This is a genomic window from Aquamicrobium segne (genome assembly GCF_042656785.1).
Classification (GTDB): Bacteria; Pseudomonadota; Alphaproteobacteria; order Rhizobiales; family Rhizobiaceae; genus Mesorhizobium; species Mesorhizobium segne.
Map to the genome: position 1 here is coordinate 1 of NZ_JBHSLL010000006.1, position 23,472 is coordinate 23,472.

Consider the following 23,472-nt stretch of genomic DNA (forward strand, 5'->3'; position numbering starts at 1 on the left):
GCTGGCTGGAGCCAATTATCTTCTGTTCGTCGAACTGCACCGTTCGAGCACGTGCCACCGACTTCATTTGTCCGTCGTCAGATCATTTGGCGCAGTTTGGGTCTTGGATTAGCGGAGTATCGGCCTCGTCTTTGGGTTGATGTTATGCGGCGAGCTTGCGGTGCTGCAAGCGCCGATGCTGGATGGTTTGTCGTTTGATCCTTTCGCGCTGTTTTATGATGGCTGCGGCCCTGCCGAAGTAGGCGTCTGCCGGGGTCACGTTGTCGAGGCTCTCATGATAGCGCCTGTGATTGTAGTGTTCGACGAAGGCGCCGATCTGGGCCTCCAGGTCGCCGGGCAGTCGCGAACATCAGGACCTACCTCTGTGATCCGCACGAGCTGGACCAGCTCAATTTTGACGATCTGTTCAGGTATCTCACGGGATGCCATGCCTTTCTCGAACGCTTGCGTTTTGTCTCCAAAGATATCGGGCAGGACCTGTCAGGACTTGAACGGCTGCGCATCGACTTCCAGAAGAAAAATACGCGCGAGGATGTTGTGCGAACCGTTCGCTATCTTCTGGCAGGTTCCGGCGAAGCGATCGAGCGTGCCTATGATTGCATATTTGGAACCTATAAACTCAATGGCTTCGGCGAGGCGTGTGTGATGGAACTGCTGGGCTGGGGAGACGCCAAACGTCCTCCGTTCAACAATCGCTCCATTCGAGGAATTCGCTTCTTAGGGTTTGACGTGGAGCACTTGGTCGCGGGTGAGTAGCGAACAGGTGTGGGAACGCTCAAGGCCGTCTTCCCAACTCCGCCACCCATAAGCTGCCAGTCTGCTTCCCACCCCACTGCCGAAGTCCGAAGGCAGCGGCGTTGCCGACCGCGGGGAAATCAATTTCCGGCGGAAAACGGGCCGATACCGGACTGACTGGTCTCAGCAGGGAAATGTAGAAAGCAGACGGTCGGCCGACCCAATGCGGGCATGTTGAAGCTGCTGGCAACCGATGCCATCATAGGTCAGCGAGAAATCAACGCGTTCCCCACGTCAAGTGCCGTCTTGCCTCGCTTGCGCGCAGTCGTGATGCCAAAAATTGCCACCGTCGCGTAGCCCAATCAGTTCTTGAACATTGAAATTACGTGCGGACACGTGTTGCCGCTGCTCGGACAGTATTCTCAATCAGGCAGGCGATTGTCATTGGCCCCACAGGGCGACCTCGACCTGTGGGTCAATGGCTGGTTCCCGCTGCACAATTCCTATGAAAGCACCTATTCGCAAGGCGCCGAGCTCGTGGGCTATGTCGCCAAGGGTGGCGCGCTTGAAGGCTATCTCGTCGACAAGGCGTCTGTCGAAAAATACAACATCAAGACGCTGGACGATTTCAAGCGCGAAGATGTTAGGAAGGCGTTCGACCGGGACGGCGATGGTAAGGCGGACCTGGTGGCATGTCCTCCGGGCTGGGGTTGCGAGATCACCATCGAGCATCACCTCGACGCCTATGGGCTTCGCGACGACGTGAACCCGATCAAGGCCAGCTATTCCGCCTCAATGGCCGACGCGGTCGCGGCCTACCAGCAGGGCACGCCGATCCTGTTCTACACCTGGACGCCCAACTGGACCGTCAACACGCTGAAGCCCGGCAAGGACGTGATGTGGATCGAGGTTCCTAAGGTGGACCTGCCCAAGGGGCAGAAGAGCCTTGAGGATGCCGCCACGCTTCCGGGTGTCCCAGGCTGTGTCGAGGATCCCTGCAAGCTTGGTTTCCCGGCCAACGATATCCGTCCCGTCGCCAATTCGGCTTTTCTGAAGGACAATCCAGCAGTGAAGGCGCTGCTCGAGGAAGTATCGATCCCGATCGAGGACATCTTCGCCCAGAACGCCAAGATGAACGATGGTGAAGGCAGTGACGAAGACGTCAAGCGCCATGCAAGCGAGTGGATCGCAGCGCATGGAGACCTCGTCAGCGGATGGGTAGAGAAAGCAAAGGCCGCCGCCAACTGACTGCGACGCTATTGCTGACGGCGGCGCTCGCCGCCGTTAGCACGTAAGAGGGTGGCCGACTGAAAAGCCGGTCAGTGGATAGTCTTATTTTCCAACAGGAGAAATCATGACCCATCATCATTTAACCGATCCTTCCGCCGACACTCTGGGCGGGCGCATATCGCTTGCGCGTGAATTCACGGGGCTGTCTGCCGCTCAGGCGGCGCGGCGCCTTGGGGTCCTTACTTCAAGCTGGAACGCCTGGGAATGTGACCGCTCCGAGCCACGGGGCAATCGACTGGCCATGATGGCCGGGCTCCTGGGTGTCAGCCCGACCTGGTTATTTTCTGGTATAGGAAACGCACCACAGGAACACAATGATCGTGAGTCAACGAAGCTGCTGCAGGAACTCCACCACACATCCGAGAGCATCGCCGTTCTGAACAAGCGCGTGCAGCAGCTCATCTCCGGCTTCGAAGGGCTCTACTCTAGGGATGGGTTCGCACCAGCATGAAATAACCTACGCTCTGATAACAGGCTGTCAATTTCCATCAGATAGACAGTCTGCACGAGAAGGCAGCGAGAGAATGAACTCCAGGTCGAGCGTGTGGCGCATTGCTCCCTTTGCGGTCTTGTTCCTTGAACAGTTGGCAGCTTTGGGTGGAGCGGCGCACAGCCAGACACCGGGCGTGTGGTCCCAGGAAACCGTTGACACGATCATCGGTGCCGAAGTGACGGATGGCCAAATCGACGCTCGCCACAAGATGGGAGACATCATTCGAGCCATTGAGGCGAGCGACGACGCCGCAAGCACTGTGCGCAAAACGTCGAACCTCGACATTATCGACATTGCCTTTCTGACAGACATAGCCGGCCCCGACACCAGTTTCCCAAAGCGCCTTTCCGACAGCCTCGAGACTTACCGTGCCGAAATTGAAAAGCTACGCCACGAGCTTGAGGGCAATGCCATACTGTATCGCGCGATCGAATCTCATAGAGTGCTCATGCGTGACGTACTGGCCGTCCGGATTGAAAACGGTCATGCTCTGATTTACGTTCTTGCTAGGCGCTGAGATGGCCCAGTATCAAGCTACTAATAGGTGCTGTGGGAATGCGGTATGAAGAAGGAGATACACCTTTGCGCCCGGTCCCGCTCGAGTTAGGCAGCCGTTTTCAGCGCATACTGGCGCACAGTCATGGTGACAGCCCTGAGGTGATGGGCAATAGGTGCCAAGGCACACTTCTGTGTGCATTCTTGGCGCGAAGACCTGCTTTCTCAAGTAGATAAGGGGAAGCACTTGATAGCCTGCTTTTCATATTCGTTACAAACTCGACCTGGTGGGCTTTCGGGAACTACATTTGTCTGCCCCCTGACGATCTATCCTCCAGAAAGCCTCTGCCCAGCTGCGCCTGCGAAGCGTCACTCGGGGCACGACGCGTTGGCCGGCTCGCAGATGTAGCCCGATCGTGCGAGGCTGACAGTGTTCGATAAGATGCGGATGCCGCACTTTACGCCGGACACCGCCGAGATAATGAAGGCTACGGTCAACACCGTCATGATGCTGACCAGGAAGATCGTCTTAAGCGGGTGGAGCAGGTGATGATTTCGGTCATCTGTGGCACCATCGGGTTAGATCAAGGAGATCGGCGCCTTATGGCCTGCCGCGCCATTTCGGTGCGCCTCGTTGGTGTATCTACGCCAATCTTCCATCTTTTCGGTCGCGTCCGCAAGCGTCAGGAACCAGTGCGCGTTAAGGCATTCAGCCCGGAAGCGGCTGTTGAAGGCTTCGGTATATGCGTTGTCGGTGGACTTTCCCGGCCGGCTGAAGTCGAGCGTGATGCCCTTGGTGTAGGCCCGAAGTTCAAGGTCGCGAGAGATGAACTCGGAACCCTGATTAACGCGGGTTGTCCTTGAATAGCCATTCCTGAGGCAGACGATTTCCAGCGTCCTGACCATGTCTTCAGCATGATAGCTGAACCGCGGGTCAAGCACCGATACACAGCGAGAGAACGTATCGACAACCATCAGCACACGGATCTTCTTGTCCATCGCCAGTGGATCGTGGGCGAACGCCTTCTATGTGTCCGAAAATTTCGATGCCGTCATCGTCTTCCGCTCCTCTCCCAGCTAGGAAATTACAGCGGAAAACTCCAATTCTGAACGGTCCAGTTTCTGGGGGTCAGATCAGCGGCTGGACGTGGCTCGTCGGTCGATCCGCGCCCACAGCGACATCATCCATCTGAAGATCGAGATACTTCGTGTCTTCGATCAGAGCGCTCGCGCCTATAGCGTTCGAAAGGTCTGGCGGCAATTGAAGCAGGAAGGTTTGGATGTTGCCCGCTGCACCGTCGCTCGGCTCATGAGGACGTTGAGCATGCAAGGGATCATTCGGGGAAAGCGCGATCCGCGCGACGTTCCCGGACAAGACAGCACAGAGTCTGCTGGACCGTGAACTGACAGTTCAAGGTTCCTGTGCCAAGCAGGCTCTGGGTTAAGAGATTGTTCATCTGATCCGCCTCTGGTTCGCAAACCATTGAAACACGCCGGCTGTTTTGGTTCAAACTCTTAGAGGTCCGACCTGTCGACCTACGCACAAAACGAGAACCGAATGAGCTCGGGAGAGAAGCATCGAGTACGCGCGTCATTGGGCATCGACTGCCTCACATGGATAGCGAAAAGTAACAATTATCATCGGAAGGAAAGCACCCACTGAAGGCGGCAACAGATTGTTAATAAAGAAATACAATGGTTTGTTTACCAAAGCTTATATGATGGTCTGGGTTTAAAGGGAATATTTGGAATTCCCTGAAATTATCTCCAGATAAGCAGGAGCAATTTGAGAATATTACTATGAAAAGAGGAAATTTTATTAAGCATACCTTAAAGCACTTCGTGCGCGAAGCGTCGGGTAACATGCTCATCCTCTCGGCCCTAACTATGCCGGTCATCCTCGGGTGTGCGGGACTGGCCGTCGAGTACGGCTCTGCTGTGGCCCTGCGCGCCGAAAACCAGCGCATTTCCGACCTTGCGGCCTATGCGGGAGCCGTGGCGTATGCGCAGCAGGAGTCCGAAGCCCGTATGAGGGCTGCCGCGCTCGGGGTTGTCGTCATCAACGGAGGCGACCCCTTGAACGCGACCGTCCATCTTGTCTCTTCTCCACTCGATCCCGACAGCCTTGCCGTGAGGGTTGATATAGCAGGGGTGCAGCCAGCCCTCCTGTCGTCCATCATAAGCGACGTCATGAGGATCTCGGTTAGCGCCGGGGCGACCGCGCTTGTCCGCAGCGGCGAAGAAGATGGTGGGGCCTGCATCATAGCCCTTGACCCCACGCAGTCGGGTATTACGCTTTCCGGCGGCACAAGGCTGAATGCTCCTGAATGCGATATCGCGTCCAACGCGTCGATCAAGGCTCCATGCGGAACTGGGATCGTAGCGAAGAAGGTCACTTATGGATCGGCCTTTGACCACTGCATATGGGACAATAACGTCAAGGAAATCGTCGCGCAACAGACCGTGACCGATCCTCTTGCTGGGCATGCAGGGATTGCTGAGGCATGGAACCGTATAAGTTCTGTGAACTCCATGCAATGGCCCGTCAAGCCTCCGCACAACGAGCCTGGCGGTCAGGACGTGAATTTTGTCGGCGGTTGGAACCAGAGCGATGTAGCCAGAGTCCGGAGTGCTATGCCGCCCGGATGTAACGCGACATGGGTTCAACCACGTTGGACCGTAGACTGCTCTGACGTTCCCGTCAGCAATGAGATCAGGTTTGGGAGCATCACTGTTGCAGGCGGGGTCACGCTGGACATCGATGCCGATGATCCCGTGAAACGGCGCTATTTCGTTAACGGCAGAATGGAAACTGGGTCGTCGGGAACCTTCATATTCAACGGCGGCAGGTGGGTTATCCGTGACGGCTTGCGCATCCACGGGTCGGCGTCCGCAACTTTTGGCGCGGGAGAATACATCATCGGCAGCGGCTATTATACCAATGGCGGCTTCAACTGCGGCGGCAATAAGCACAGTGTATGCGTGCAGGGAAGCGGAAGCCTCGTTTTCGCAGGTCCGTCCTCCTTCGACTTCGGCTACGGGATCCGCGTCGAGGGCAGCACCGTGACAGAGCTCGGCGCTGGTGGCGGCAACTACTATCATATGGGGAACCCCGTCACGAACTCGACGTCGATTTCGGTAAACGGAAGCGCGAGACTCAGGACGGGGGACGTATCAAGAGACAACGGCTTTAGGATCAAAGGAGATGTGGTTACTGCCGGAGGCACCTGCATATGGCTTGGCTCCGCGACGCAGCACGATGTGGACGGCCACATGACGTTTGGTGGTGGCGTGCATCTAGGTGCAGGCATGTGGACCGTGAACGGCCGGTTCGCTCTCGGAGCTAACGGTGGTGGTAACGTAAACTGTTTCGGACAGGACATTAGCCTTTCGGCTCAGGATGTGACCCTTGTCTTGTCGGGCAAGGCAATCAAGCCTTTGGGCTCCTGTGGCGAAACAGTGTTCTGCGCCACCGCGGGATACAGGAACGTTACCTTGACCGCTCCGGATAGTGGTCCAACTGCTGGCGTTGCTGTTATCGGACCACAACTTGCAAGCGTCAGGTACGGCGCACTGTTCACAGCGGGTGCATCCAGCGCTCGAATCTCGGGGGCTTTCTATTTCCCTAACGGACCTCTGGAAATGAGCGGTGGAGCCGGCGTCGGAGGTGGGTCTGGAAGCTGTTTTCAGGCAATAGCTAGCAAGGTGACCCTTAGCGGTGGAACCACCGGAGCCTCGAACTGCGTCATGAACGATGCGAAAGGCAATGCTGGAAATGGCGTAATCGTTAGGATAGCGAGATGAACTGCTTCCTGTCTCTCCTGGGTGGCCGGATGATGCATCTCCTTGTTCGTATACAATCATGCAAGAAAGGAACTTCAGCTGTCGAGTTCGCGCTAATCGCCCCGGTATTCATAGTCATCATAGCGGGAATGGTCGACGTCGGAGGGCTGCTTCTCTCTCGCTCAGATGTCAGTGCCGCAGTGACTGCAGGGTCGAACTTCCTGCTTGTCAACGCAGACCGCGTGGCGACGGCTCCTGAGGAAGTCGCGCGCCAGACAGCGATGGTCGCAGGAAACAGGCTTCTGGCCAGTGTCGTCGTCCGCGTTACAATAAATGGCGGCCTAACGGTAGAATACTCGAACGGGAAATTTTTGACATCTGGCAGTACTTCTTCCGCAACCCATTGCTTTTGCCCGCAGGGAGAGGGCGATTCCATATCCTTTGGAAGCGCTGTCGAATGCGGGAAGCCTTGCGGAACAGGTGGATACGCCGGACGCTACGTGCAGGTCGCCGCATCGCACGGTTACAATCCGCTATTCGGCGGCTTCGGGATGATGTCTCAAAATGGAACCGTCTCGGTCAGCTCCACGGTCAACGTTCCATGAAACAGACGGTCTCGCGTTTTCTCAAATGCTGCGACGGCTCCAGTGCCGTCGAGTTCGCAATCCTCGCCCTTCCCATGTTTCTGCTTCTGCTCGGAAGTGTGGAAGCTGGGCGCGCTTACTGGACGAGCCAAGCTGTGAAGGACGTGGCGACCTCCGTCGCTCGCTGTATCGGCGTTGCCCGTCCCGAATGTGCGCCTGACGGAACTTACGACACTGCGGCGGCTGTGTCATACGGAACAGCGGCAGCGCGTGGATTTGGGGTCTTGCTCGATCCAGGATCGATTGTGATTGACGAAAACGGTGAATGCGCTGGAGTGAGGGGGTTCGCCATCGTGACCGTCTCCTACAGGTTCTCGTCGCCTATCGAGCTTATTTTCCCGGACGAGATAATCATGATTGGAAGTTCGTGTTACCCTGTGACGAGAGTTTGACTGGACACCCTTGTCACCTCGGTCGATCTAAGTCTCTGGTTCTTATTCCGTGTTTGTCCGACTAATTTTTTGATCTCCCTCGGGCTGGTCGTGCTTTACAAGCCAAGCGACCGGGGTGTCGAACATCAACCCGGCCTCGCGGCCGTTCTGCCACCTGCAAGTGGCGCTGACTCGATGATTTTCAGGAAGGATGATCAGTTCAAGCCGCTTATCTACCAGTGTCACCTCGGAGAAGTGGATTTTGGCACCTCTGGAATTGATATCTTTGATCGTGCACTCCACGGCCGCGAAGGCTCTGGACTCCAAAACGACTTTGCCGCCCTTGAACGAGCGAAGCCGCCGTAGCTTCCGTTTTTGCTCAGTGCCCATAATACACCAAATTAAACGCTTCAAAAGCTCAGCCACGGCCGTTTCTGTTAGGCCATAACGCGCGGGTTGGGCGGCCGGATGTTCGGCTGCAGTGAGCGCCTCGGCGAAGGCGCCGAGGTCTGATGTCTAAGCGAAGATTGAGGCCTTGCGGTGTTGAAATCCTCCCTCCATTCGGCGATGCCGCTACATGCATGTCGATCCTGATGAACGAATTCCCTTTCAGCAGTTGGCTTCGCATCCGGCTGTAGAAGGGTTCGATATAGACGTTCTGCATCGGCTTGTCCGGCGCGATGTAATGCCACTCGATGCGGTGATCCTTCGCTAAAGCGAGGATGGCGTTCGAGGTGAATTCGGTGCCGTGATCGGAAACGATATTGTTCGGCTCACGGCGACGGCTTATCAGATCGGTCAGTTCACGTGTTACCCGACGATCAGAGTTCGATGTGCCCAGTATCTCAGCCAAGCACTCATGCGTCACGTCATCGACGAAGTCCAGCACTCGAAAGCGCCGTCCGCAGGCGAACTGGTCGTGCAGGAAAGTCCAGTGGGCAGCGCACATTCGGTCTTGCCTCGACCAGGAGCCGCACTTGCAACGCATATAGAAAAATCGAATAGGGCGGCTATGTAACGTGCTTGGGCTCTCGGCCCACTGTCTGTCGCCGGCCCGCCCGTACCTTCGTGCTCTCCGCGCCCCGTGTCTCAAATGGGATCCACCACACGCCCATTTCAAAACACGAACTGCAAGATAAAAGAAACCGCAGATCACATGCATTGAGTGATATGATGTCAGATTTGTGGACACGAAGATAGATTTGTGTGAGCAAAGAACTGGAGAGACATGTCACTTTTTTCCGGTCAGGCGCTTGGGAGTGCAAGTTTCCTGCGGTCGTCCTTCGAGTTCGGCATGGAAGGTAGATGCCTAAATAAATGAGGAAGTCGCTCTCGGTTGCAGGCCTTGGCGAAATACCAGCCTTGAAGAGTATCACATCCGAGTTCCTGGAGTAGCGCCGCCTGGTCAAAGGTTTCGACGCCTTCGGCGGTGATCGTCTTGCCTAGCGCATGAGCGATACTAATGATGCCTTTGACAATAGTTAGATCTCCGGAGTTCCCTGGCAGTCGGGCAACAAAGCTGCGGTCGATCTTAATACGATCTATTGGTACGCGTCGTAGATGTGAAAGCGAGGCGAAGCCTGTGCCAAAATCGTCGAGCGCAATCTCCACACCGGCGTCTTGCAGGCGTGCCAAACGCCTACGAAAGTTCTGAAAATCGCTTCCAAGGAACACTTGCTCGACAACTTCGATACAGAATCGGTTTGCCTGGATTCCCGTCCGGGCACATAAATTGAGGAATCGGTCCACAAAATGGTCGGACCGAAAGTCTGCGTTGGTGGCATTGATCGCGATACGACCAACGGGTACACCTCGCTTAAGCATGTAAGCCATGTCCTTGAAAGCGGTTTCTACGACGAACATGCCAATCTCTGATTCAAGCCCTGGATCGTTTATCTCCATCAGAAATGCGCCGGGTATGAGCAGCCCGCGCTCAGGATGCCGCCACCGCAGCAGACCTTCCAGGGAGATGGGCATTGCAGGGTCAGTGGGCATGAGTGGCTGATAATATAAACAAAATTGGCTGTCATCGAGGCCTTTTTCGACCGCCTGAAGCAGTTGACTTTTGTGCTCTGCTATTCGTTGTAGATTTGGCGTAAAAAAGTTCTGTTGGTCACGGCCAGAGGCTTTTGAATGATAAAGCGCCAGATCAGCCGCCTTGAACAGACCTTCTGCGGTCCTAGCGTGGTCGGGGAATGACGCTACGCCGATACTGGCCGAATATCTATGCTTCATGTTCCCAAGGTGAATGGGCGCTTTGATATTGCTTAAGACCTCATTCAACAGCATTTCGATGGCTGCATCTGTTTCGCCGGTTATGACGATTCCGAACTCATCCCCGCCCAAGCGAGCAATAAACACTCTCTCTGCCTCGAAGGCAGAGAGGCGGACAGCGAGAATGGTGAGAAGGCTGTCGCCCGCATCGTGGCCGAATGTATCATTGATCTCTTTGAACGCGTCAACATCAATCAGGGCCAGATGGACGGATTGAACAGCATCATTCTGTTCAAGCTCTGCCCGCAGATAATCCTGGAACCCGCGGCGATTGGCTATGCCCGTCAAAGGATCAGTGTTGACGATCCGGCGCAGGTGCTCCTCTGCCTCATGACGTGCGGTAATGTCGAAGCGGATCGAGATATAACTATCCGGCTTGCCGTTCTCATTCAGGTGAGGAACAATGGTCGTATCAACCCAATAAGCAGTCCCATCCTTCCGGTGGTTGCAAATCTCACCGCGCCACAACTGCCCGTTAGAGATATGGCGGTACATATCCCGGAAAAATATTTTATTATGGACACCTGAGCAAATGATGCGGTGATTGCTTCCGACAAGCTCGTCGCGCGCGTAACCGGAAATCTCGCAAAATTTGTCGTTTACATACGTTATCGTCCCCTGAACGTCAGTTATTGCGACGATAGCTGCCGCATCCAGGGCATAGCGAGTGAACTCTGCGTCGGGCGCAACCGAGCTTGAACTGCCAATGCCTACCGGCCAAGAAGCTTCCTGGAGCACTGATTTTCCTACCGCACTAGCACTGTACCCCCACAAAGCAGTGGTACGGTCGCATTTATTTTGTCACGGGATCAGACTAAGCCCAAGCTTCTAAAATTGAGTGAAATCAGTTTCGTGGAACGATATGTTCAGCTGCCGATCTGATTGGCCATATTGTCGCACTCGCCGGCAGGCGCTAGATAGGATTGTTGTGTAATATAGCTGGCTTCAGGGCCGTAAAGTCGTATGGCTTGGGAAAGAAGATCGCTCCATTTGGCAAGTCACTTTCGGCTGGCCTCGAGCGACCTGAACCCACAACCACGCGAATATAAGGGTAGTTTTCAGAAACGATCCATGCCAGTTGAAGTCCATTTATTGAGCCAGGCATATCAATATCTGTGAAGATAATCGAAATAGGAATACCTTTATTTAGTATTAGCTTTGCGTTATCGGCACTAAGTGCTTCAAGCGTGTCAAAGCCAGCATCTTCAAAAAAATGGACAATAGACATACGAATTAGAAATTCGTCCTCTACGATAAGAACGATTGGCTTTATTGTAGAAGTGGCTGACATGACCTCGTATCCATCCTTCCTTCATATAAAGATTTAGGCAGCATGCGTGTCGTGTTGAAGCTGTTATTTTGTCATTTAACGTTGCTACTCGAAATTTGTTCCGTCTGTCTAAGATTTTCCCTTGAGGGTCCCATATGTTTCTGTGCTTGGTGTTCTGAGATCCTGATCTCATTAGGTGTCGATTTACATTTCAATCTTGGACTCGGGCGTTTTTGGCAATAATGTTGCACTGCAATTGAGACTCAGGACGAGTGAGTCTCAATTGGAGTGTAAGGGTCTGGGCGGCTATGCGAAGGCTGCTTCCTTCTCCAAGGCTGGCCTCCAGGATTCAATGCTGTCGTCGGTGATGCGCTCGATACCATTCTGGATCGCCTCGATTGCGAGTTCGTTGAGTATCCCGAATACGCGAGCTGTGATGCCGTCACCGAGGCGAGAAAGGTGCCGTAGGCTTTGGCTTGACAAAGAGGATGGCAGCCTGAGCGGCAGGCTGCGCAGGATCGCCGTTACAAGTTCCTGGAACTCCTCATCTGCCTTCCATCTGGGCAGCACAAACTGATCCAGACGTCGGGCCAGTTGTGTGTCGCCGGCAATCGCATCACGCGCTTCCGATACGCCAAGGCAGACAAGCGACGCTTTGATCTCGTTGCTCAGATATCGCAGAAGCTGGAGGATCACCCGCTGTTCCCTCGGCGTGCCGGCGAGGAGGTTATGCACCTCGTCAAACACCAGAACACGCACATTGTTGCTTTTCAGCAAGAGGACGGTTCGGATCTCGAGTTCCATGAGGGTCAGACGTTCGTTGATGCTGGCTCCCATGGCCATGAGCAACTGCCCGTAGATCCGGCGCTCTGTCGGACGTGATGTCAACGTAATCGCTAGCACCGGCATGCTCTCCACGCCGGTGCTGGGGTTGATCGTCGGTGGATGATCGCGCTTGAACTTTTCCACGAGCATTGTCTTGCCCATCCCGCTATGACCATAGATTGCGAGACCGGGTGGACGTGTTGTTGGCGGATGGTCGCACAACGCATCAAGATGGCGTAACACCCGGCGAGCGCGATCAAAGCCAACCCAACGATCGGATCGAATGGCGCGTATCCTTGCATGGTTCTGTCCATTTGCCAGTGCGGCAGCGCCGGGTGCCAGATGCGGGAGTTCAATCATTGATCCCAGAATTCCGTGTCGTCGTCTGAATGGATTGGTTTTGTCATATCTATTGCCGTAACGGGACTGTGTTCCTCGTGTCCCGATTCAATAGGTCTGCGCTTAATATTACGGCGCGCTCTTGCGCTTGAGGATGCGGCGATATCCTCGATCTCCCTTTGCTGCGCGATGGCTGCAAAGATAACGTCTTCTTGCAACTCAATCCGTCCCTGGTCTCTAAGTGTCTTTTTGGCATGCTTCCACTCCCACCAGGACACAGGCGGGAATGCGAGGTTGCGGTACCGTGCTTCGATAAACCGGCCATCGGATTGACGAACGAATATTCGGGATAGGTCGCGCGGGTCATATTTGATCTCGAGTTCGGCACCGCGTCCGACGTCGCGCGACAGGGCGTCGGACCAGTACCGGATCTTCTCCAGATGAATGCCGTCCTTCAGCAAACGGCGCCGATCGCCAGGAAGGAAGCTGGTCCAGAATGCCATTCGATCAGATGGCAGGTTGAAGTCGACTTCACCTTGCTGCTCACGCCAGACGGCCAGGGGAGGGCGCAACAGTGATGAGTGGATGCGCTGATGGTATTTGCCTGTGATTTCCAGGGCGATCCATTTCTCCAACTCTCGCAGTGTAAGGTTGGCACGGCCCTCGGAATCGTAGCCGCCTCGGATCTTCACATTGCTGAACGTTGTGCCGGGCAGCAGATGCACTGCCCCCATCATTGTGCCGATCAGCCGCTCGATATGCCCCCCAAAGCGCGGTGTTGCCGGCGGCCTGAACTGGAGCTTTATGCCGTACTCTTTGCAGGCATCGGACAATGCCCGTGACCGGAAATCCGCGCCATTGTCGCAATGAAGAACCTCGGGCAATCCAGCGACAGGCCAAGGGATGTCAATTTCGCGCTCATCCAACCAGGCAGTCTTGTCGTATACCGCGTGCAGGAGGCAGAGGCCAACAGACGTGCTCGAGGGCGCCTCCAGTGATAGATGGAAGCCCGCGACCATTCTCGTGCAGACGTCAATGGCAATCGTCAGAACTGGTCGACCGATGGGCCGACGAAACTGTTCGTCGACAACGATGACGTCAACGATGGTGTGATCGATCTGCCAAAGGGCATTGGGTTTGGCGACAGCGAACCGACCGGGGCTTGGCGTGGAGGCGGCCTCGATCTCGCGCTCCCCGCGCTTGCGGGCCGCTGACATTGGAATAAGTTCCGATACCCTCCGCTGGACGGTGCTGCGGTGAGGAGGGGACAAACCTTCGGTGAGGCAGACTTCCCGTATACGTCGCAACAGCGCAGCAAGGCTTGGCTTCTCCTTTTTAAGCCAGAAGCCATCAACCTGCTCGGCAATGATGCGCTCGGTTCTCGGGTCGAGCCTGACAGCGCCTTCGTGAGTACCACGTTTCCTTGGTCGCAGACTTGATGTGCGTTGCGTCTTTCTGAACCGCGCAGCCAGCCGGAACAGCGTCGATCGCGGGATGCCAAACCTTTCGCGCGCAGCCGCAACAACCTCAGCGGTTACTTGCCCGCCTGTACGGCGAAGCAGATATCGAAGGAACTCTTCCGGGTTGTCATCTTGATCGGGGTTATCCGAGGATGAGATCATACCCGACACTACGGTCGATCGACCGGTCGATCAATCTCAATTTGAGTGTAACAAATGCCCGCCAGAGTCTCATTTGAAGCATAAGGCGTTACACTTCAGTCTCACGCAAACCGTTGAAAACACTCAATGCGTGAGTCCCAGCTTCAAACGTAAATTGACAATAGCTGATTGCAGAACGGACAATTGGCGTCAGTGAAGACATAGATGATACGCTCGGCATCGGGCCTGCCATCACCGACCCAGCCGGCGGCCTCCAGCGAGTCCCACGCATCCTGTTCCAGCGGCTCACTGACGATGCGACGCAGCTCTTCGTCAGCAACCGGATTGCCCGATTCGTCGATCAACGTCCCGATCAGAGCATAGCCGGAGTCAGGCATGACGTAGACGGCAAGCGCCTGCGTACCGGCGCTGGCAGCGAATGCATCGAGACCGCCGGGCACATCGAGCGGACCGAGGATGGTGAGCCCCTGGGCTTTCAGGGTATCGAGCACTGGCGCGTCGGTGTTGCTCGCAGGACTGCCCCCGGGCTCATTGCTATCGCTACACGCGGAAAGCGCGGAGGCAAGGACCGCGGTGAGCAGGAGCTTCTTCATGCTTTTTGGTTCAGCCTGGTACGTGGAGTTCATGGTCGGCCGATCGATCGCTCTCGATCCTTAAGGCAGGCTTAAGGCCGGAACTTCCTCACTCGCGCGCGGTGCCTTGATGTCAGACCATCCGTTTCAGTATCGGGTTTTTCAGGATCAGATGATGGAAAATGACCGCAAGCAGATGAAGGGCTATCAAGGCGATCAGCGGGACCTTCAACACACCGTGAGCGGTCGCGGCCGCCTCGACACCACCGAACCAGGCCGCCATCCCGGACATCGACATGGCGGCGAGCAGACCATAGAGGCTCCAATGCGCCACCTGCGCCGCCATCCGTAGCAGGGCGGGTTCGTTGTCCGGCGGCGGAGGCGCGGCCCTTTGCGATTTCAGGACGAGTCGCCAAGCGACTAGTGCCAGAATCAGCACGCCGCCGGCGACATGCGCCAGAATCAGCGGGTTGAACGAAACCGGCAAGCCATCTGCGGCAGCGTTCCAGGCCTGAGCAATCGGCTCGTTGAACAGATATTGGCCGACGACCAGAACTGACACGGTCCAGTGGAGCGCAATTTGCGTAGTTGAATGGCGCATCGTCTTGGTCATTTAGAGCAGTCCGGCGAGCACAAGCAGGGAAGAAATCAGGATCACGCCCCAGGTGCCAAGGACGCCGAAGCCGCGAAATGGTTTTTGCAGCGGCGAACCCTCAGACGCGGCCATGCCGATCGGGTGAGCGATGCGCGCGAGCACAAGGATTGCGCCGAGTGCGTGAATCCCCCAGGAATCCAGGCCGCCCATTTCATTGAATGCGATCAGGATCAGCCCCAAGGGCACGTATTCCGCAAAGTTAGCATGGCTCCGGATGCGCAGGATCAGCGAGAATTGCCCGCCATCTCCCATTGCAACCTTGTGGTGCGCGCGGGCCTTGACCACCCAGAACGACAGGCCTGTGAAAACCAGACCAAGCAGAGCGGCATAGAACGCCGTCACCTGTGGGAAGACCATCAGAATACCTTTGCTGAACATAAATGATTTGTTTTCGACCGACGATGGCTCGCCAGGCGGGCTATCGGAAATGCTTACTCGTCCTTGATCAGGCGATTGCCGCCACACGGCGATTGGAAGCGAAAGCCATGATGACGAACACGGCCGATCCAACCACACCGCCTGGCACAAGGGCAAAGAGAACCGCAAACAGGACGTCGATGGGTGCGGCGAGAGCGCCGGCTCCGGCCAGGGTCCAGATTGGAACGAGGAAGGTGAAGATAATCGTGGTCACCAGGCCCGCCACAAGCGCGGCAACCAGTGGGCGCCGGGCCGGCGTGTCGTTCTTCCGAAGCGTCATGATGCCGGCCACGATCGCGGCGAGAAGCAGGAGGGCGAGGGCGACGAACCCCCAGAGCCAGCCGCCCATGCTCTCGGAGAGGATGAAATAGATCGTCGTCAAATCGAAATCGCTCATGATGCTTTCTCCCTATGCGCGCCCGCGCAGCATGGCGCGATAGGCCCCGAGCAGGCCCTTTTCCTCGATCAGCCAGGACACCCACAATTCCTTCAGCGGATCGATGAACGGGAAGGAGGGGATCAGATTGCCGTCATAGTCGAACTCGATCAGCATCGCTTTCCCGATGCCGGTGACCATCGGGCAGGAGGTGTAGCCATTGTAGACCGCCTGCGGGCTACGCCCCGCAGTCTCGGCGACGAGGTTGTCGACGACCACGGGCACCTGCCACTTGACGCTGGCGGCTGTCTTGCCGCGCGGAACGCCGGCGATGTCGCCGACAGCGAAGACGTTCGGATATCGCGGATGGCGCAATGTCGCCTTATCGGCCTCGATCCAGCCATCGGCGGCGAGCGCGCCGTCCTGCCAGGGCAGGGGGCTTGCCAGCACCGCATTCGGCGCGCGCATGGGCGGGACAACGTGGATGAAGTCGTAGTCGAGCGTGATATCGCCGCTTTCAGTGGCGTAGGTCGCTTGCTTCGCGCCCGGATCGATCGCCTTCAGCACATGGCTGTAGTTGACGGCGATATCGCGGCCGGCGAACATTTCCGTAACCTTGTCATTGACCGGCGCAACGGAAAAAACAGCGGGATTGTGTGCATTATAAACGAGCTCAACCGCACCGCGGCGACCCCGGCTTCGTGCCTTGTCGTCGGTGATGAAGGTGATCTTGAGCGGCGCGCCGGCGCATTTCATCTCGCCTGCCGGGCGTCCGAAGAGGCCGACACCGCCCGCCTCGATGAAGCGGTCGATTGCGGTCGCTGACGCATTGGCCTGCTCGGGTCCCGCATAGATCGAGGCGATGCCGTCACGGCCGATCAGCGACACGTCCATGCCCTCGATCGCTTCGTAATTGAGGTTAAGTCCGGTTGCGACCAACAGAAAATCATAATCGATCCGCTGGCCGGTGGTGGTCACCACGCCATTTGCGTCGGGATCGAACTCGGCAACGGCGGCTTCGACCCATTCGACGCCGCGCGGAATGTAGTCCACATTTTGCTCCGTCACTTGGGCCGGGGACCAGATGCCGGCGCCGACCAAGGTGAAGCCCGGCTGGAAATGATGTTCCTTCTTGGCGTCGATGATTGTGATAGTCGCGTTTGGCATGGAGCGGCGCAAACGTGAGGCAAGCGCCAGCCCGGCCGCACCTGCGCCCGCTATGACGACGCGGGCTCTGGAATCGGACGTCTGGGCCTGTGCGGCTTCCGTGCCTAAACCAACTGAGGCAAGAGCTGCGGCTCCCACCAGAAATTGCCGTCAGAGGTGGCTCGGTTTGTTTGAACAGTTTCGGAGCTATCGCTAAGTGGGTTCCTGCCTAGTTAAGCCGCCATCGGGATTGATGACAGCGCATTGAAGTAAGCCTCGTCCGGTGTTTGCCGGTCAAGGCTCGAATGAGGTCGGCGGGCGTTGTAGAAGTGGTCGATGTATCGTGCGAGCGAAGCCCTCGCCTCCGGCACGCTGGCATATGCTCGCAGGTAGACCTCCTCGTATTTGATAGTCCGCCAGAGCCGTTCGACGAACACGTTGTCCCGCCAGGCACCTTTGCCGTCCATGCTGATGGCAATTTCGTGCTTCTTCAGCACGTCAGTGAAGGCCATGCTGGTAAATTGGCTTCCCTGATCCGAGTTGAAGATGTCGGGCTTGCCGTGTTTCGCCAGTGCCGCCTCGACAGTCTCGATGCAGAAGGCGGTGTCCATGGTGATCGAGAGCCGCCAGGCCAGCACCTTGCGACTGAACCAGTCGACCACGGCCGCGAGATAGACGAAGCCGCGCGCCATGGGGATGTACGTGATGTCGATCGCCCAGACCTGGTTGGGCCGCGTGATCGGCAGCTTGCGCAACAAGTACGGGTAAATCTTGTGGCCGGGCGCCGGCTTCGAGGTGTTCGGGCGCCGGTAGATCGCCGCGATCCTCATGCGCTTCATCAGTGTCGCGACGTGAAGTCGGCCGACAACGAAGCCCTCGCGAACGAGAAAGTCGCGCATCATCCGGCTGCCCGCGAACGGGTAATCCAGATGCAATTTGTCGATCCGCAGCATCAACGCCAGATCAGCGGCGGGAACGGGGCGCGGCAGATAATAGACGCTCCCCCGGCTGATGCCGAGGGCCGCCGCCTGCTTCCTGACGGGCAAAGGGTGCTGACGGTCGATCATCGTTTTGCGCTCAGCAATCCCGCCTTGATGAGCGCGCCGGCTAAAAAATCGTTCGTGAGCGTCAACTCTCCGATCTTCGCATGGAATTCCTTCACATCGATCGGTGCCGGCGCTTCGGCTTTGCTGTCGCCGCCGAAGACCTCGGCAGCCCCTTCCAGAAGCTGCGTACGCCAGGACGTGATCTGATTGGCGTGGATGTCATACTGCTCGGCCAATTCGGCCAGCGTCTTCTCGCCCTTGATCGCGGCAAGCGCAACTTTCGCCTTAAAGGCCGGGCTGTGGTTCCTGCGCGGTCGTCTGGTCATGGTCTCTCCTGTTCACGGCATCATGCCGATCTCAGGCAGAATTTCCACTTATCACCGCTGTCCAGATTTCCCGAACCAGCTCTGTCTTTCCATTTCTCTCTCCCTCGGAATTACGATGCTTTGTGCGCGGCGGGAGCCCGTGAGAGCTGGTCTCTGGCCCAACCGACGATCTGTTGAGTGTTCATGGCTCCGGAAATGCGTCCGATCTCGCGGCCGCCGACGTAAAGCAGCATGGTCGGAATGCCTCTTATGCCGAGGCGACCCGCAACCTCTTGCTCCTCCTCGGAGTTGAGCTTGATCAGGCGCATGTCCGGTTCGAGGATGGCGGCGGCCGCCTCGAAGGCCGGGGCCATCATGCGGCAGGGGCCACACCAGGGCGCCCAGACATCAACGAGAACCGGAATCTCCGAGCGGCTGGTCTGACGTGTAAACATCGGGGCATCAGCGTCGAGCGGCTTGCCGCTGAACAGCGCATTCCCGCATTTGCCGCACTTGCCCGCACCGGCGGGCTTGTCCGCAGGCACGCGATTGATCGCGCCGCATCCTGGACAGACGATCTGGCGGTTATCAGGCATATGATCGATACTCCGTTGACGGCCCGCCTCCGGCTTGATGGAGGAGGAAATCTATTGACTAGATATACGCAATAACGTAGATACGCAAGAATGAATAGTAAAGTCGCTATCAACCCCGATGAAATGCGCGCCGCCGTCGATCAGGCGAGCGAACTGATGAAGGCGTTGTCCAACCAGCACCGCCTCTTGATCCTTTGCCGCCTGATCGACGGAGAGAAGTCCGTTGGCCAGCTCGCGGAGTTTGTGGGAATTCGTGATTCCACCGTTTCGCAGCATCTCGCTCTGCTGCGCCGTGAAGGCATCATCGCCAACCGCCGCGATGGTCAGACGATCTGGTATCGCATCGAATCCGACATCGCCCGCGAGGTCGTGAGCGTGCTCTACGCTCACTACTGCGAACCCGACACCTGACCTTAACGACCTCAACCCCTCGCGATGCTCTTCGCCAGGGCAAAGCGAGAATGAACATGACTCCGGACAATCAAGCGTTTGCCCGACGCAATATCTATGTGCTTACCGCAGCGCAGGCGTTAGGCGCCGCCAGCCCGCCTATCATCATTTCCTTGGGCGGTCTCGTCGGCCAGCAATTGTCGTCCGATCCGGCACTGGTGACGCTGCCGGTCAGCCTGTTCAATCTCGGGCTTGCCGTTGGCACCCTGCCGGCAGCCTTTGTCATGCGCCAGATCGGACGGCGTAACGGCTATCTGCTCGGGACGGGTTTCGGCATGGCGGCGGGGCTCGTGGCGGCATGGGGCATCTTTGCCACTTCATTCGCAATCTTCTGCATCGGCACTTTCATCGCCGGCTTCTACGCCGCCTATGTGCAGAGCTACCGATTCGCGGCGACCGATGCGGCGACCGGTGAACTCAAGGCCAAAGCAATCTCCTGGGTAATGATTGGCGGCCTGATCGCCGCGATCATCGGTCCCCAACTCGTGATCTGGACCCGCGATGCGGTTCCCGGGACACCCTATGTCGGCAGCTTTCTCAGCCAGGCCGCGCTCGCATTGATGGCGGTTCCCGTTCTGCTCATGCTGCGTACGCCAACGGCAGCAGCAGCCGGGAAAGGCCGCGAGGACACCGGACGACCGTTGATGCAGATCCTGCTGATGCCGCGTTACATGTTGGCCGTTGCCGCCGGCGTCGTCTCCTATGGATTGATGGTGTTCGTGATGACGGCAGCGCCCATCGCCATGGTCGGCCATGGTCATTCGGTCGATCACGCGGCGCTCGGCATCCAGTGGCATGTGCTCGCCATGTTTGCGCCGAGCTTCGTCACCGGCCATCTGATGGCTCGCTTTGGCAAGGAGCGCGTGACGGCGTTCGGGCTCCTGCTGATTGCGATTTCGGCCGTCTTCGCTCTCGCCGGATTGCAGCTCGTCCATTTCTACGTGTCGCTGATCCTTCTGGGCGTCGGCTGGAATTTCGGCTTCATCGGCGCGACCGCCATGGTCACGGATTGTCATACTGAGGCCGAGCGCGGAAAGGCGCAGGGAGCCAACGACTTCCTGATCTTCGGCACGGTTGCCGCGGCGTCCTTTTTCGCCGGCGCGCTGCTGCATGCGTCCGGCTGGCAGACGATCAATTGGATGATCTTTCCGGCCGTCGCGCTGATCCTCGTGCCGCTGCTTTGGCAGAGCGCCCGAACCGTGCCCGCGACGCCGGCGGAATAGGCTCGCAAGGCAAAACTTATCAATCACAAAATAATGCTTGCGAAAAAATGTAAGCGATATTATGTGAGTGTCAGCCGCTCAGCGGTCGCAAGAAATGAGCAAGAGGAAAAATCCCATGACAACCAAGCCTGAAGTCACTGGCTTCTTCGATCCGCGCACCTGGTCGATCCAATATGTCGTCGCCGACCCGGAGACGAAAAAATGCGCCATCGTCGATCCGGTGCTCGACTATGACGAGAAGTCGGCGGCGACCGCCACGACGCATGCCGACAATATTCTCAAGTTCATTGCCGAGAAGGGCTACGAGGTCGAATGGATCCTCGACACGCACCCGCACGCCGATCACTTTTCCGCCGCCGCCTATCTTAAAGACAAGACCGGCGCGCCGACGGCCATCGGCGAGAAGGTCGTCGAGGTCCAGACGCTCTGGAAGGATTTCTACAATTGGCCCGACTTCCCGGCCGATGGCTCGCAGTGGGACAAACTTTTCGCTGATGGCGAGACCTTCAAAGTCGGCAATATCGACGCGAAGGTGATGTTCTCGCCGGGTCATACGCTGGCTTCGATCACCTACGTGATCGGAGACGCGGCCTTCGTTCACGACACGCTGTTCATGCCCGACAGCGGCACGGCCCGCGCCGACTTCCCCGGCGGCAGTGCGCAGCAATTGTGGAAATCGATCCAGGACATTCTCGCGTTGCCGGACGAGACACGGATTTTCACCGGCCATGACTATCAGCCGGGCGGTCGCGAACCTTTGTGGGAGTCGACGGTGGCCGAGCAGAAAGCTAGGAATATCCACATGTCGGTTCATAAGACCGAGGCAGAGTTCGTTGCCGCACGCAACGCGCGTGACAAGACACTTGCGATGCCCAAGCTGATCCTGCACGCCCTCCAGATCAACACCAATGCGGGACGTCTGCCTGCACCCGAGGACAACGGCAGGCGCTACCTCAAGATTCCGATGAACCTGCTCGAAGGCGCCGCCTGGGACGACTGATGGAAATGATGCTGATCACGGATGAAGCAAGGGAGCTGAGGGGGAAAGTCGGTGAAGCCACTGCCTTCCTCAAGAAGCTCGCCAACCCCGATCGCCTGCTGGTCGCCTGCGCTCTCGTCGAGGGCGAACGATCGGTGCGTGAACTCGAGGATGGGCTCGGTATCCGCCAGCCAGGTCTTTCGCAACAGCTCGCTGAACTGCGTGAGGCTGGCCTGATTGTCGGACGCAAGGAGGGTAAGCAGGTATTCTACCGGCTGGCCGATCCGCGCATCGAAAGTTTCATCCACACCATGCATCAGCTGTTCTGCAAATAGGCGGGCAGCGCGTTGTCGGGGGTATTCATTTGCCCATTATCTTCGTTATTGCGTAGATACAGAAATCCGACTATTCTGGCGTTTTCAACCTCTGCTAGCGAAAGAAAACAGCCATGAAACTCAATGTCGGAACCCCGGATCGCATCGCCCGCCTCATCATCGGTGTCCTCCTGCTGGTCGCCCCTTTCGTTACCGGCTGGGCGCTGTTCACCAACCCGCTGTGGACCTGGATCTTCGTCATTGTCGGGCTCGTGCTCGCGGTGACCGGCCTCGTTCGCTTCTGTCCGGCCTATGCACTCTTTAATCTCTCGACATCAAGGACCAAGGATCAATGACAGAATTTACCCCGTGGCTGTCGCTGTTTGGCGGCAGCCTCATCGGCCTCGCCGCAGTGTTGTTAATGGCGTTTCACGGCCGTATTGCCGGTATGACCGGAATCCTTTCCGGCCTTGTGCCGCCCTTCTCTAACGATTGGGGCTGGCGGGCGGCATTCCTTGCCGGAGCCGTCGGCGCGCCGGCGCTGATCGTCGTCATGACCGGTTACAACATTCCCTTTGAAAGCCCCACCTCCGCGCCGTGGCTGATTGTCGGCGGGATGATTGTTGGGGCCGGCGTCTATTTCGGTTCGGGCTGCACCTCCGGGCATGGCGTTTGCGGCATGGCGCGTGTTTCGCCCCGCTCGATCGTTGCAACGCTGACTTTCATGGCATCGACTGCCGTCACCGTTTTTATCGTCCGCCACGTCATCGGAGGTTTGTAATGGTTCGCGTTCTTTCCGCTCTCATTATCGGACTGGTCTTCGGGTCCGGCATCGCGCTTTCGGGCATGGCTAATCCCGCTAAGGTGCTGAACTTCTTTGACTTCGCTGGAACCTGGGATCCCTCGCTCGCCTTTGTCATGGGGGGTGCGCTGATCGTCACTGCGATTGGCTATGCATTTGTCCTCCGGCGCGAGGCGCCAGTATTTGATCGCATGTTCCACCTGCCCACGCGCCGGGATCTCGATTTCCCGCTCATTGCCGGCTCGGCCGTATTCGGCATTGGCTGGGGCATCACCGGCTTCTGCCCGGGCGGCGCCATTCCCGCGCTTGGCCTCGGCCATGGTGATGCGTGGCTGTTCGTCGGCTCTATGGTCGGCGGCATCGCTGTCGCGCGCCTTGCGCGACATTCTGCGGCTGCGCGCGCGACCGCGAAGGCAACCTGAATATGTGGCCATTCAATCTTTTTTGGAA

General features: G+C 57.3%; 27 protein-coding genes and 4 pseudogenes. 16 read left to right on the forward strand and 15 right to left on the reverse strand.

The annotated features are described in order from the left end of the window. On the forward strand, positions 1–198 hold a 198-nt coding region (locus tag ACFPLB_RS01315), incomplete at its 5' end, for a hypothetical protein (protein WP_378227449.1). On the opposite strand, the pseudogene ACFPLB_RS01320 reads toward ACFPLB_RS01315, so the two are convergent. Then, positions 143–340, reverse strand: a pseudogene (locus ACFPLB_RS01320) (integrase core domain-containing protein); the annotation flags it as partial. The gene ACFPLB_RS01315 and the pseudogene ACFPLB_RS01320 sit on opposite strands and share 56 nt — an antisense overlap. Positions 341–444: 104 nt before the next feature. Here ACFPLB_RS01320 and ACFPLB_RS01325 point away from each other — a divergent pair. From ACFPLB_RS01325 to ACFPLB_RS01340, 4 genes are all read left to right on the forward strand, one after another. Beyond that, complete coding sequence (locus ACFPLB_RS01325; RefSeq protein ID WP_378227450.1) at positions 445–756, forward strand: hypothetical protein; 312 nt, start codon at positions 445–447, stop codon at positions 754–756. A gap of 423 nt (positions 757–1,179) precedes the next feature. Next, positions 1,180–1,983 carry a glycine betaine/L-proline ABC transporter substrate-binding protein ProX gene (gene proX, locus ACFPLB_RS01330; RefSeq protein ID WP_378227451.1) on the forward strand — a complete coding sequence of 268 codons (804 nt, stop codon included), beginning with the start codon at positions 1,180–1,182 and terminating at the stop codon, positions 1,981–1,983. Positions 1,984–2,089: 106 nt separating this feature from the next. Continuing rightward, entirely contained in the window at positions 2,090–2,476 is a 387-nt protein-coding gene (locus ACFPLB_RS01335; protein ID WP_378227452.1) for a helix-turn-helix domain-containing protein, read from the forward strand. 73 nt (positions 2,477–2,549) lie between these two features. Next, complete coding sequence (locus ACFPLB_RS01340) at positions 2,550–3,035, forward strand: hypothetical protein (protein WP_378227454.1); 486 nt, start codon at positions 2,550–2,552, stop codon at positions 3,033–3,035. A 557-nt stretch (positions 3,036–3,592) separates the two neighbouring features. Here ACFPLB_RS01340 and ACFPLB_RS01345 read toward each other — a convergent pair. Further along, a pseudogene (locus ACFPLB_RS01345) lies at positions 3,593–4,033 on the reverse strand (integrase core domain-containing protein); the annotation flags it as partial. A 139-nt stretch (positions 4,034–4,172) separates the two neighbouring features. Here ACFPLB_RS01345 and ACFPLB_RS01350 point away from each other — a divergent pair. From ACFPLB_RS01350 to ACFPLB_RS01365, 4 genes and pseudogenes are all read left to right on the forward strand, one after another. Further along, positions 4,173–4,456, forward strand: a pseudogene (locus tag ACFPLB_RS01350) (IS3 family transposase); the annotation flags it as partial. A gap of 357 nt (positions 4,457–4,813) precedes the next feature. Then, the gene (locus ACFPLB_RS01355; RefSeq protein ID WP_378227455.1) at positions 4,814–6,817 is read left to right on the forward strand and encodes a pilus assembly protein TadG-related protein; all 2,004 of its coding nucleotides are present in this window, start codon (positions 4,814–4,816) and stop codon (positions 6,815–6,817) included. Continuing rightward, entirely contained in the window at positions 6,814–7,401 is a 588-nt protein-coding gene (locus ACFPLB_RS01360; RefSeq protein ID WP_378227456.1) for a TadE/TadG family type IV pilus assembly protein, read from the forward strand. The genes ACFPLB_RS01355 and ACFPLB_RS01360 overlap by 4 nt, the downstream gene beginning before the upstream one ends. Next, entirely contained in the window at positions 7,398–7,832 is a 435-nt protein-coding gene (locus tag ACFPLB_RS01365) for a TadE/TadG family type IV pilus assembly protein (RefSeq protein WP_378227457.1), read from the forward strand. Before ACFPLB_RS01360 ends, ACFPLB_RS01365 begins: the two co-directional genes overlap by 4 nt. A 42-nt stretch (positions 7,833–7,874) precedes the next feature. On the opposite strand, the gene ACFPLB_RS01370 is transcribed toward ACFPLB_RS01365, so the two are convergent. The 13 genes and pseudogenes from ACFPLB_RS01370 to trxC form a co-directional block, all read right to left on the reverse strand. After that, on the reverse strand, positions 7,875–8,237 hold the full coding sequence (locus ACFPLB_RS01370) for a hypothetical protein (RefSeq protein WP_378227458.1): 363 nt from the start codon (positions 8,235–8,237) through the stop codon (positions 7,875–7,877). Between the two features lie 74 nt (positions 8,238–8,311). Further along, positions 8,312–8,782 (reverse strand): annotated as a pseudogene (locus tag ACFPLB_RS01375) (integrase core domain-containing protein); the annotation flags it as partial. Between the two features lie 274 nt (positions 8,783–9,056). Continuing rightward, complete coding sequence (locus ACFPLB_RS01380) at positions 9,057–10,823, reverse strand: putative bifunctional diguanylate cyclase/phosphodiesterase (RefSeq protein WP_378227459.1); 1,767 nt, start codon at positions 10,821–10,823, stop codon at positions 9,057–9,059. 175 nt (positions 10,824–10,998) lie between these two features. Next, entirely contained in the window at positions 10,999–11,376 is a 378-nt protein-coding gene (locus ACFPLB_RS01385; protein WP_378227460.1) for a response regulator, read from the reverse strand. 285 nt (positions 11,377–11,661) lie between these two features. Beyond that, positions 11,662–12,540: a TniB family NTP-binding protein gene (locus tag ACFPLB_RS01390; RefSeq protein WP_378227461.1), complete on the reverse strand. Its 879-nt coding sequence runs from the start codon at positions 12,538–12,540 to the stop codon at positions 11,662–11,664. After that, positions 12,537–14,141, reverse strand: coding sequence for a Mu transposase C-terminal domain-containing protein (locus ACFPLB_RS01395; RefSeq protein ID WP_378227462.1), 1,605 nt, complete (start codon positions 14,139–14,141; stop codon positions 12,537–12,539). Before ACFPLB_RS01395 ends, ACFPLB_RS01390 begins: the two co-directional genes overlap by 4 nt. A 143-nt stretch (positions 14,142–14,284) precedes the next feature. Beyond that, complete coding sequence (gene dsbG, locus ACFPLB_RS01400) at positions 14,285–14,734, reverse strand: thiol:disulfide interchange protein DsbG (RefSeq protein ID WP_378227463.1); 450 nt, start codon at positions 14,732–14,734, stop codon at positions 14,285–14,287. A 112-nt stretch (positions 14,735–14,846) separates the two neighbouring features. Beyond that, a complete protein-coding gene (locus ACFPLB_RS01405; RefSeq protein ID WP_378227465.1) occupies positions 14,847–15,326 on the reverse strand; it encodes a cytochrome b in 480 nt (159 codons plus the stop codon). Beyond that, the gene (locus ACFPLB_RS01410; RefSeq protein WP_245514551.1) at positions 15,327–15,746 is read right to left on the reverse strand and encodes an MAPEG family protein; all 420 of its coding nucleotides are present in this window, start codon (positions 15,744–15,746) and stop codon (positions 15,327–15,329) included. A gap of 67 nt (positions 15,747–15,813) precedes the next feature. Then, complete coding sequence (locus ACFPLB_RS01415) at positions 15,814–16,182, reverse strand: DUF5368 family protein (RefSeq protein WP_133675110.1); 369 nt, start codon at positions 16,180–16,182, stop codon at positions 15,814–15,816. Between the two features lie 12 nt (positions 16,183–16,194). Continuing rightward, on the reverse strand, positions 16,195–17,466 hold the full coding sequence (locus tag ACFPLB_RS01420) for an NAD(P)/FAD-dependent oxidoreductase (protein WP_378227467.1): 1,272 nt from the start codon (positions 17,464–17,466) through the stop codon (positions 16,195–16,197). Positions 17,467–17,540: 74 nt separating this feature from the next. Next, positions 17,541–18,679 (reverse strand): IS3 family transposase gene (locus tag ACFPLB_RS01425; RefSeq protein ID WP_378227469.1). Its coding sequence is split into 2 segments (ribosomal slippage): positions 17,541–18,415 and positions 18,415–18,679, totalling 1,140 coding nucleotides; the frame shifts between segments, so codons are not numbered across the junction. Between the two features lie 110 nt (positions 18,680–18,789). Then, positions 18,790–19,254, reverse strand: a complete 465-nt coding sequence (gene trxC, locus ACFPLB_RS01430) for a thioredoxin TrxC (RefSeq protein WP_378227470.1) — start codon at positions 19,252–19,254, stop codon at positions 18,790–18,792. Positions 19,255–19,344: 90 nt separating this feature from the next. Here trxC and ACFPLB_RS01435 point away from each other — a divergent pair, with 90 nt between their 5' ends. The 7 genes from ACFPLB_RS01435 to ACFPLB_RS01465 all read left to right on the forward strand — a co-directional run bounded on the left by ACFPLB_RS01435 (position 19,345) and on the right by ACFPLB_RS01465 (position 23,444). After that, on the forward strand, positions 19,345–19,665 hold the full coding sequence (locus ACFPLB_RS01435) for an ArsR/SmtB family transcription factor (RefSeq protein WP_378227471.1): 321 nt from the start codon (positions 19,345–19,347) through the stop codon (positions 19,663–19,665). Positions 19,666–19,721: 56 nt separating this feature from the next. Then, the gene (locus ACFPLB_RS01440) at positions 19,722–20,927 is read left to right on the forward strand and encodes an MFS transporter (RefSeq protein WP_378227484.1); all 1,206 of its coding nucleotides are present in this window, start codon (positions 19,722–19,724) and stop codon (positions 20,925–20,927) included. 115 nt (positions 20,928–21,042) lie between these two features. Next, entirely contained in the window at positions 21,043–21,927 is an 885-nt protein-coding gene (locus ACFPLB_RS01445; RefSeq protein WP_378227473.1) for an MBL fold metallo-hydrolase, read from the forward strand. Further along, a complete protein-coding gene (locus tag ACFPLB_RS01450) occupies positions 21,927–22,241 on the forward strand; it encodes an ArsR/SmtB family transcription factor (RefSeq protein WP_378227474.1) in 315 nt (104 codons plus the stop codon). Before ACFPLB_RS01445 ends, ACFPLB_RS01450 begins: the two co-directional genes overlap by 1 nt. Positions 22,242–22,354: 113 nt before the next feature. After that, a complete protein-coding gene (locus ACFPLB_RS01455) occupies positions 22,355–22,576 on the forward strand; it encodes a YgaP family membrane protein (protein ID WP_354198343.1) in 222 nt (73 codons plus the stop codon). Continuing rightward, entirely contained in the window at positions 22,573–23,001 is a 429-nt protein-coding gene (locus ACFPLB_RS01460; RefSeq protein ID WP_378227475.1) for a YeeE/YedE family protein, read from the forward strand. The genes ACFPLB_RS01455 and ACFPLB_RS01460 overlap by 4 nt, the downstream gene beginning before the upstream one ends. Beyond that, positions 23,001–23,444 carry a DUF6691 family protein gene (locus ACFPLB_RS01465; RefSeq protein ID WP_354198341.1) on the forward strand — a complete coding sequence of 148 codons (444 nt, stop codon included), beginning with the start codon at positions 23,001–23,003 and terminating at the stop codon, positions 23,442–23,444. Before ACFPLB_RS01460 ends, ACFPLB_RS01465 begins: the two co-directional genes overlap by 1 nt. The last annotated feature ends 28 nt before the right edge of the window (positions 23,445–23,472 follow it).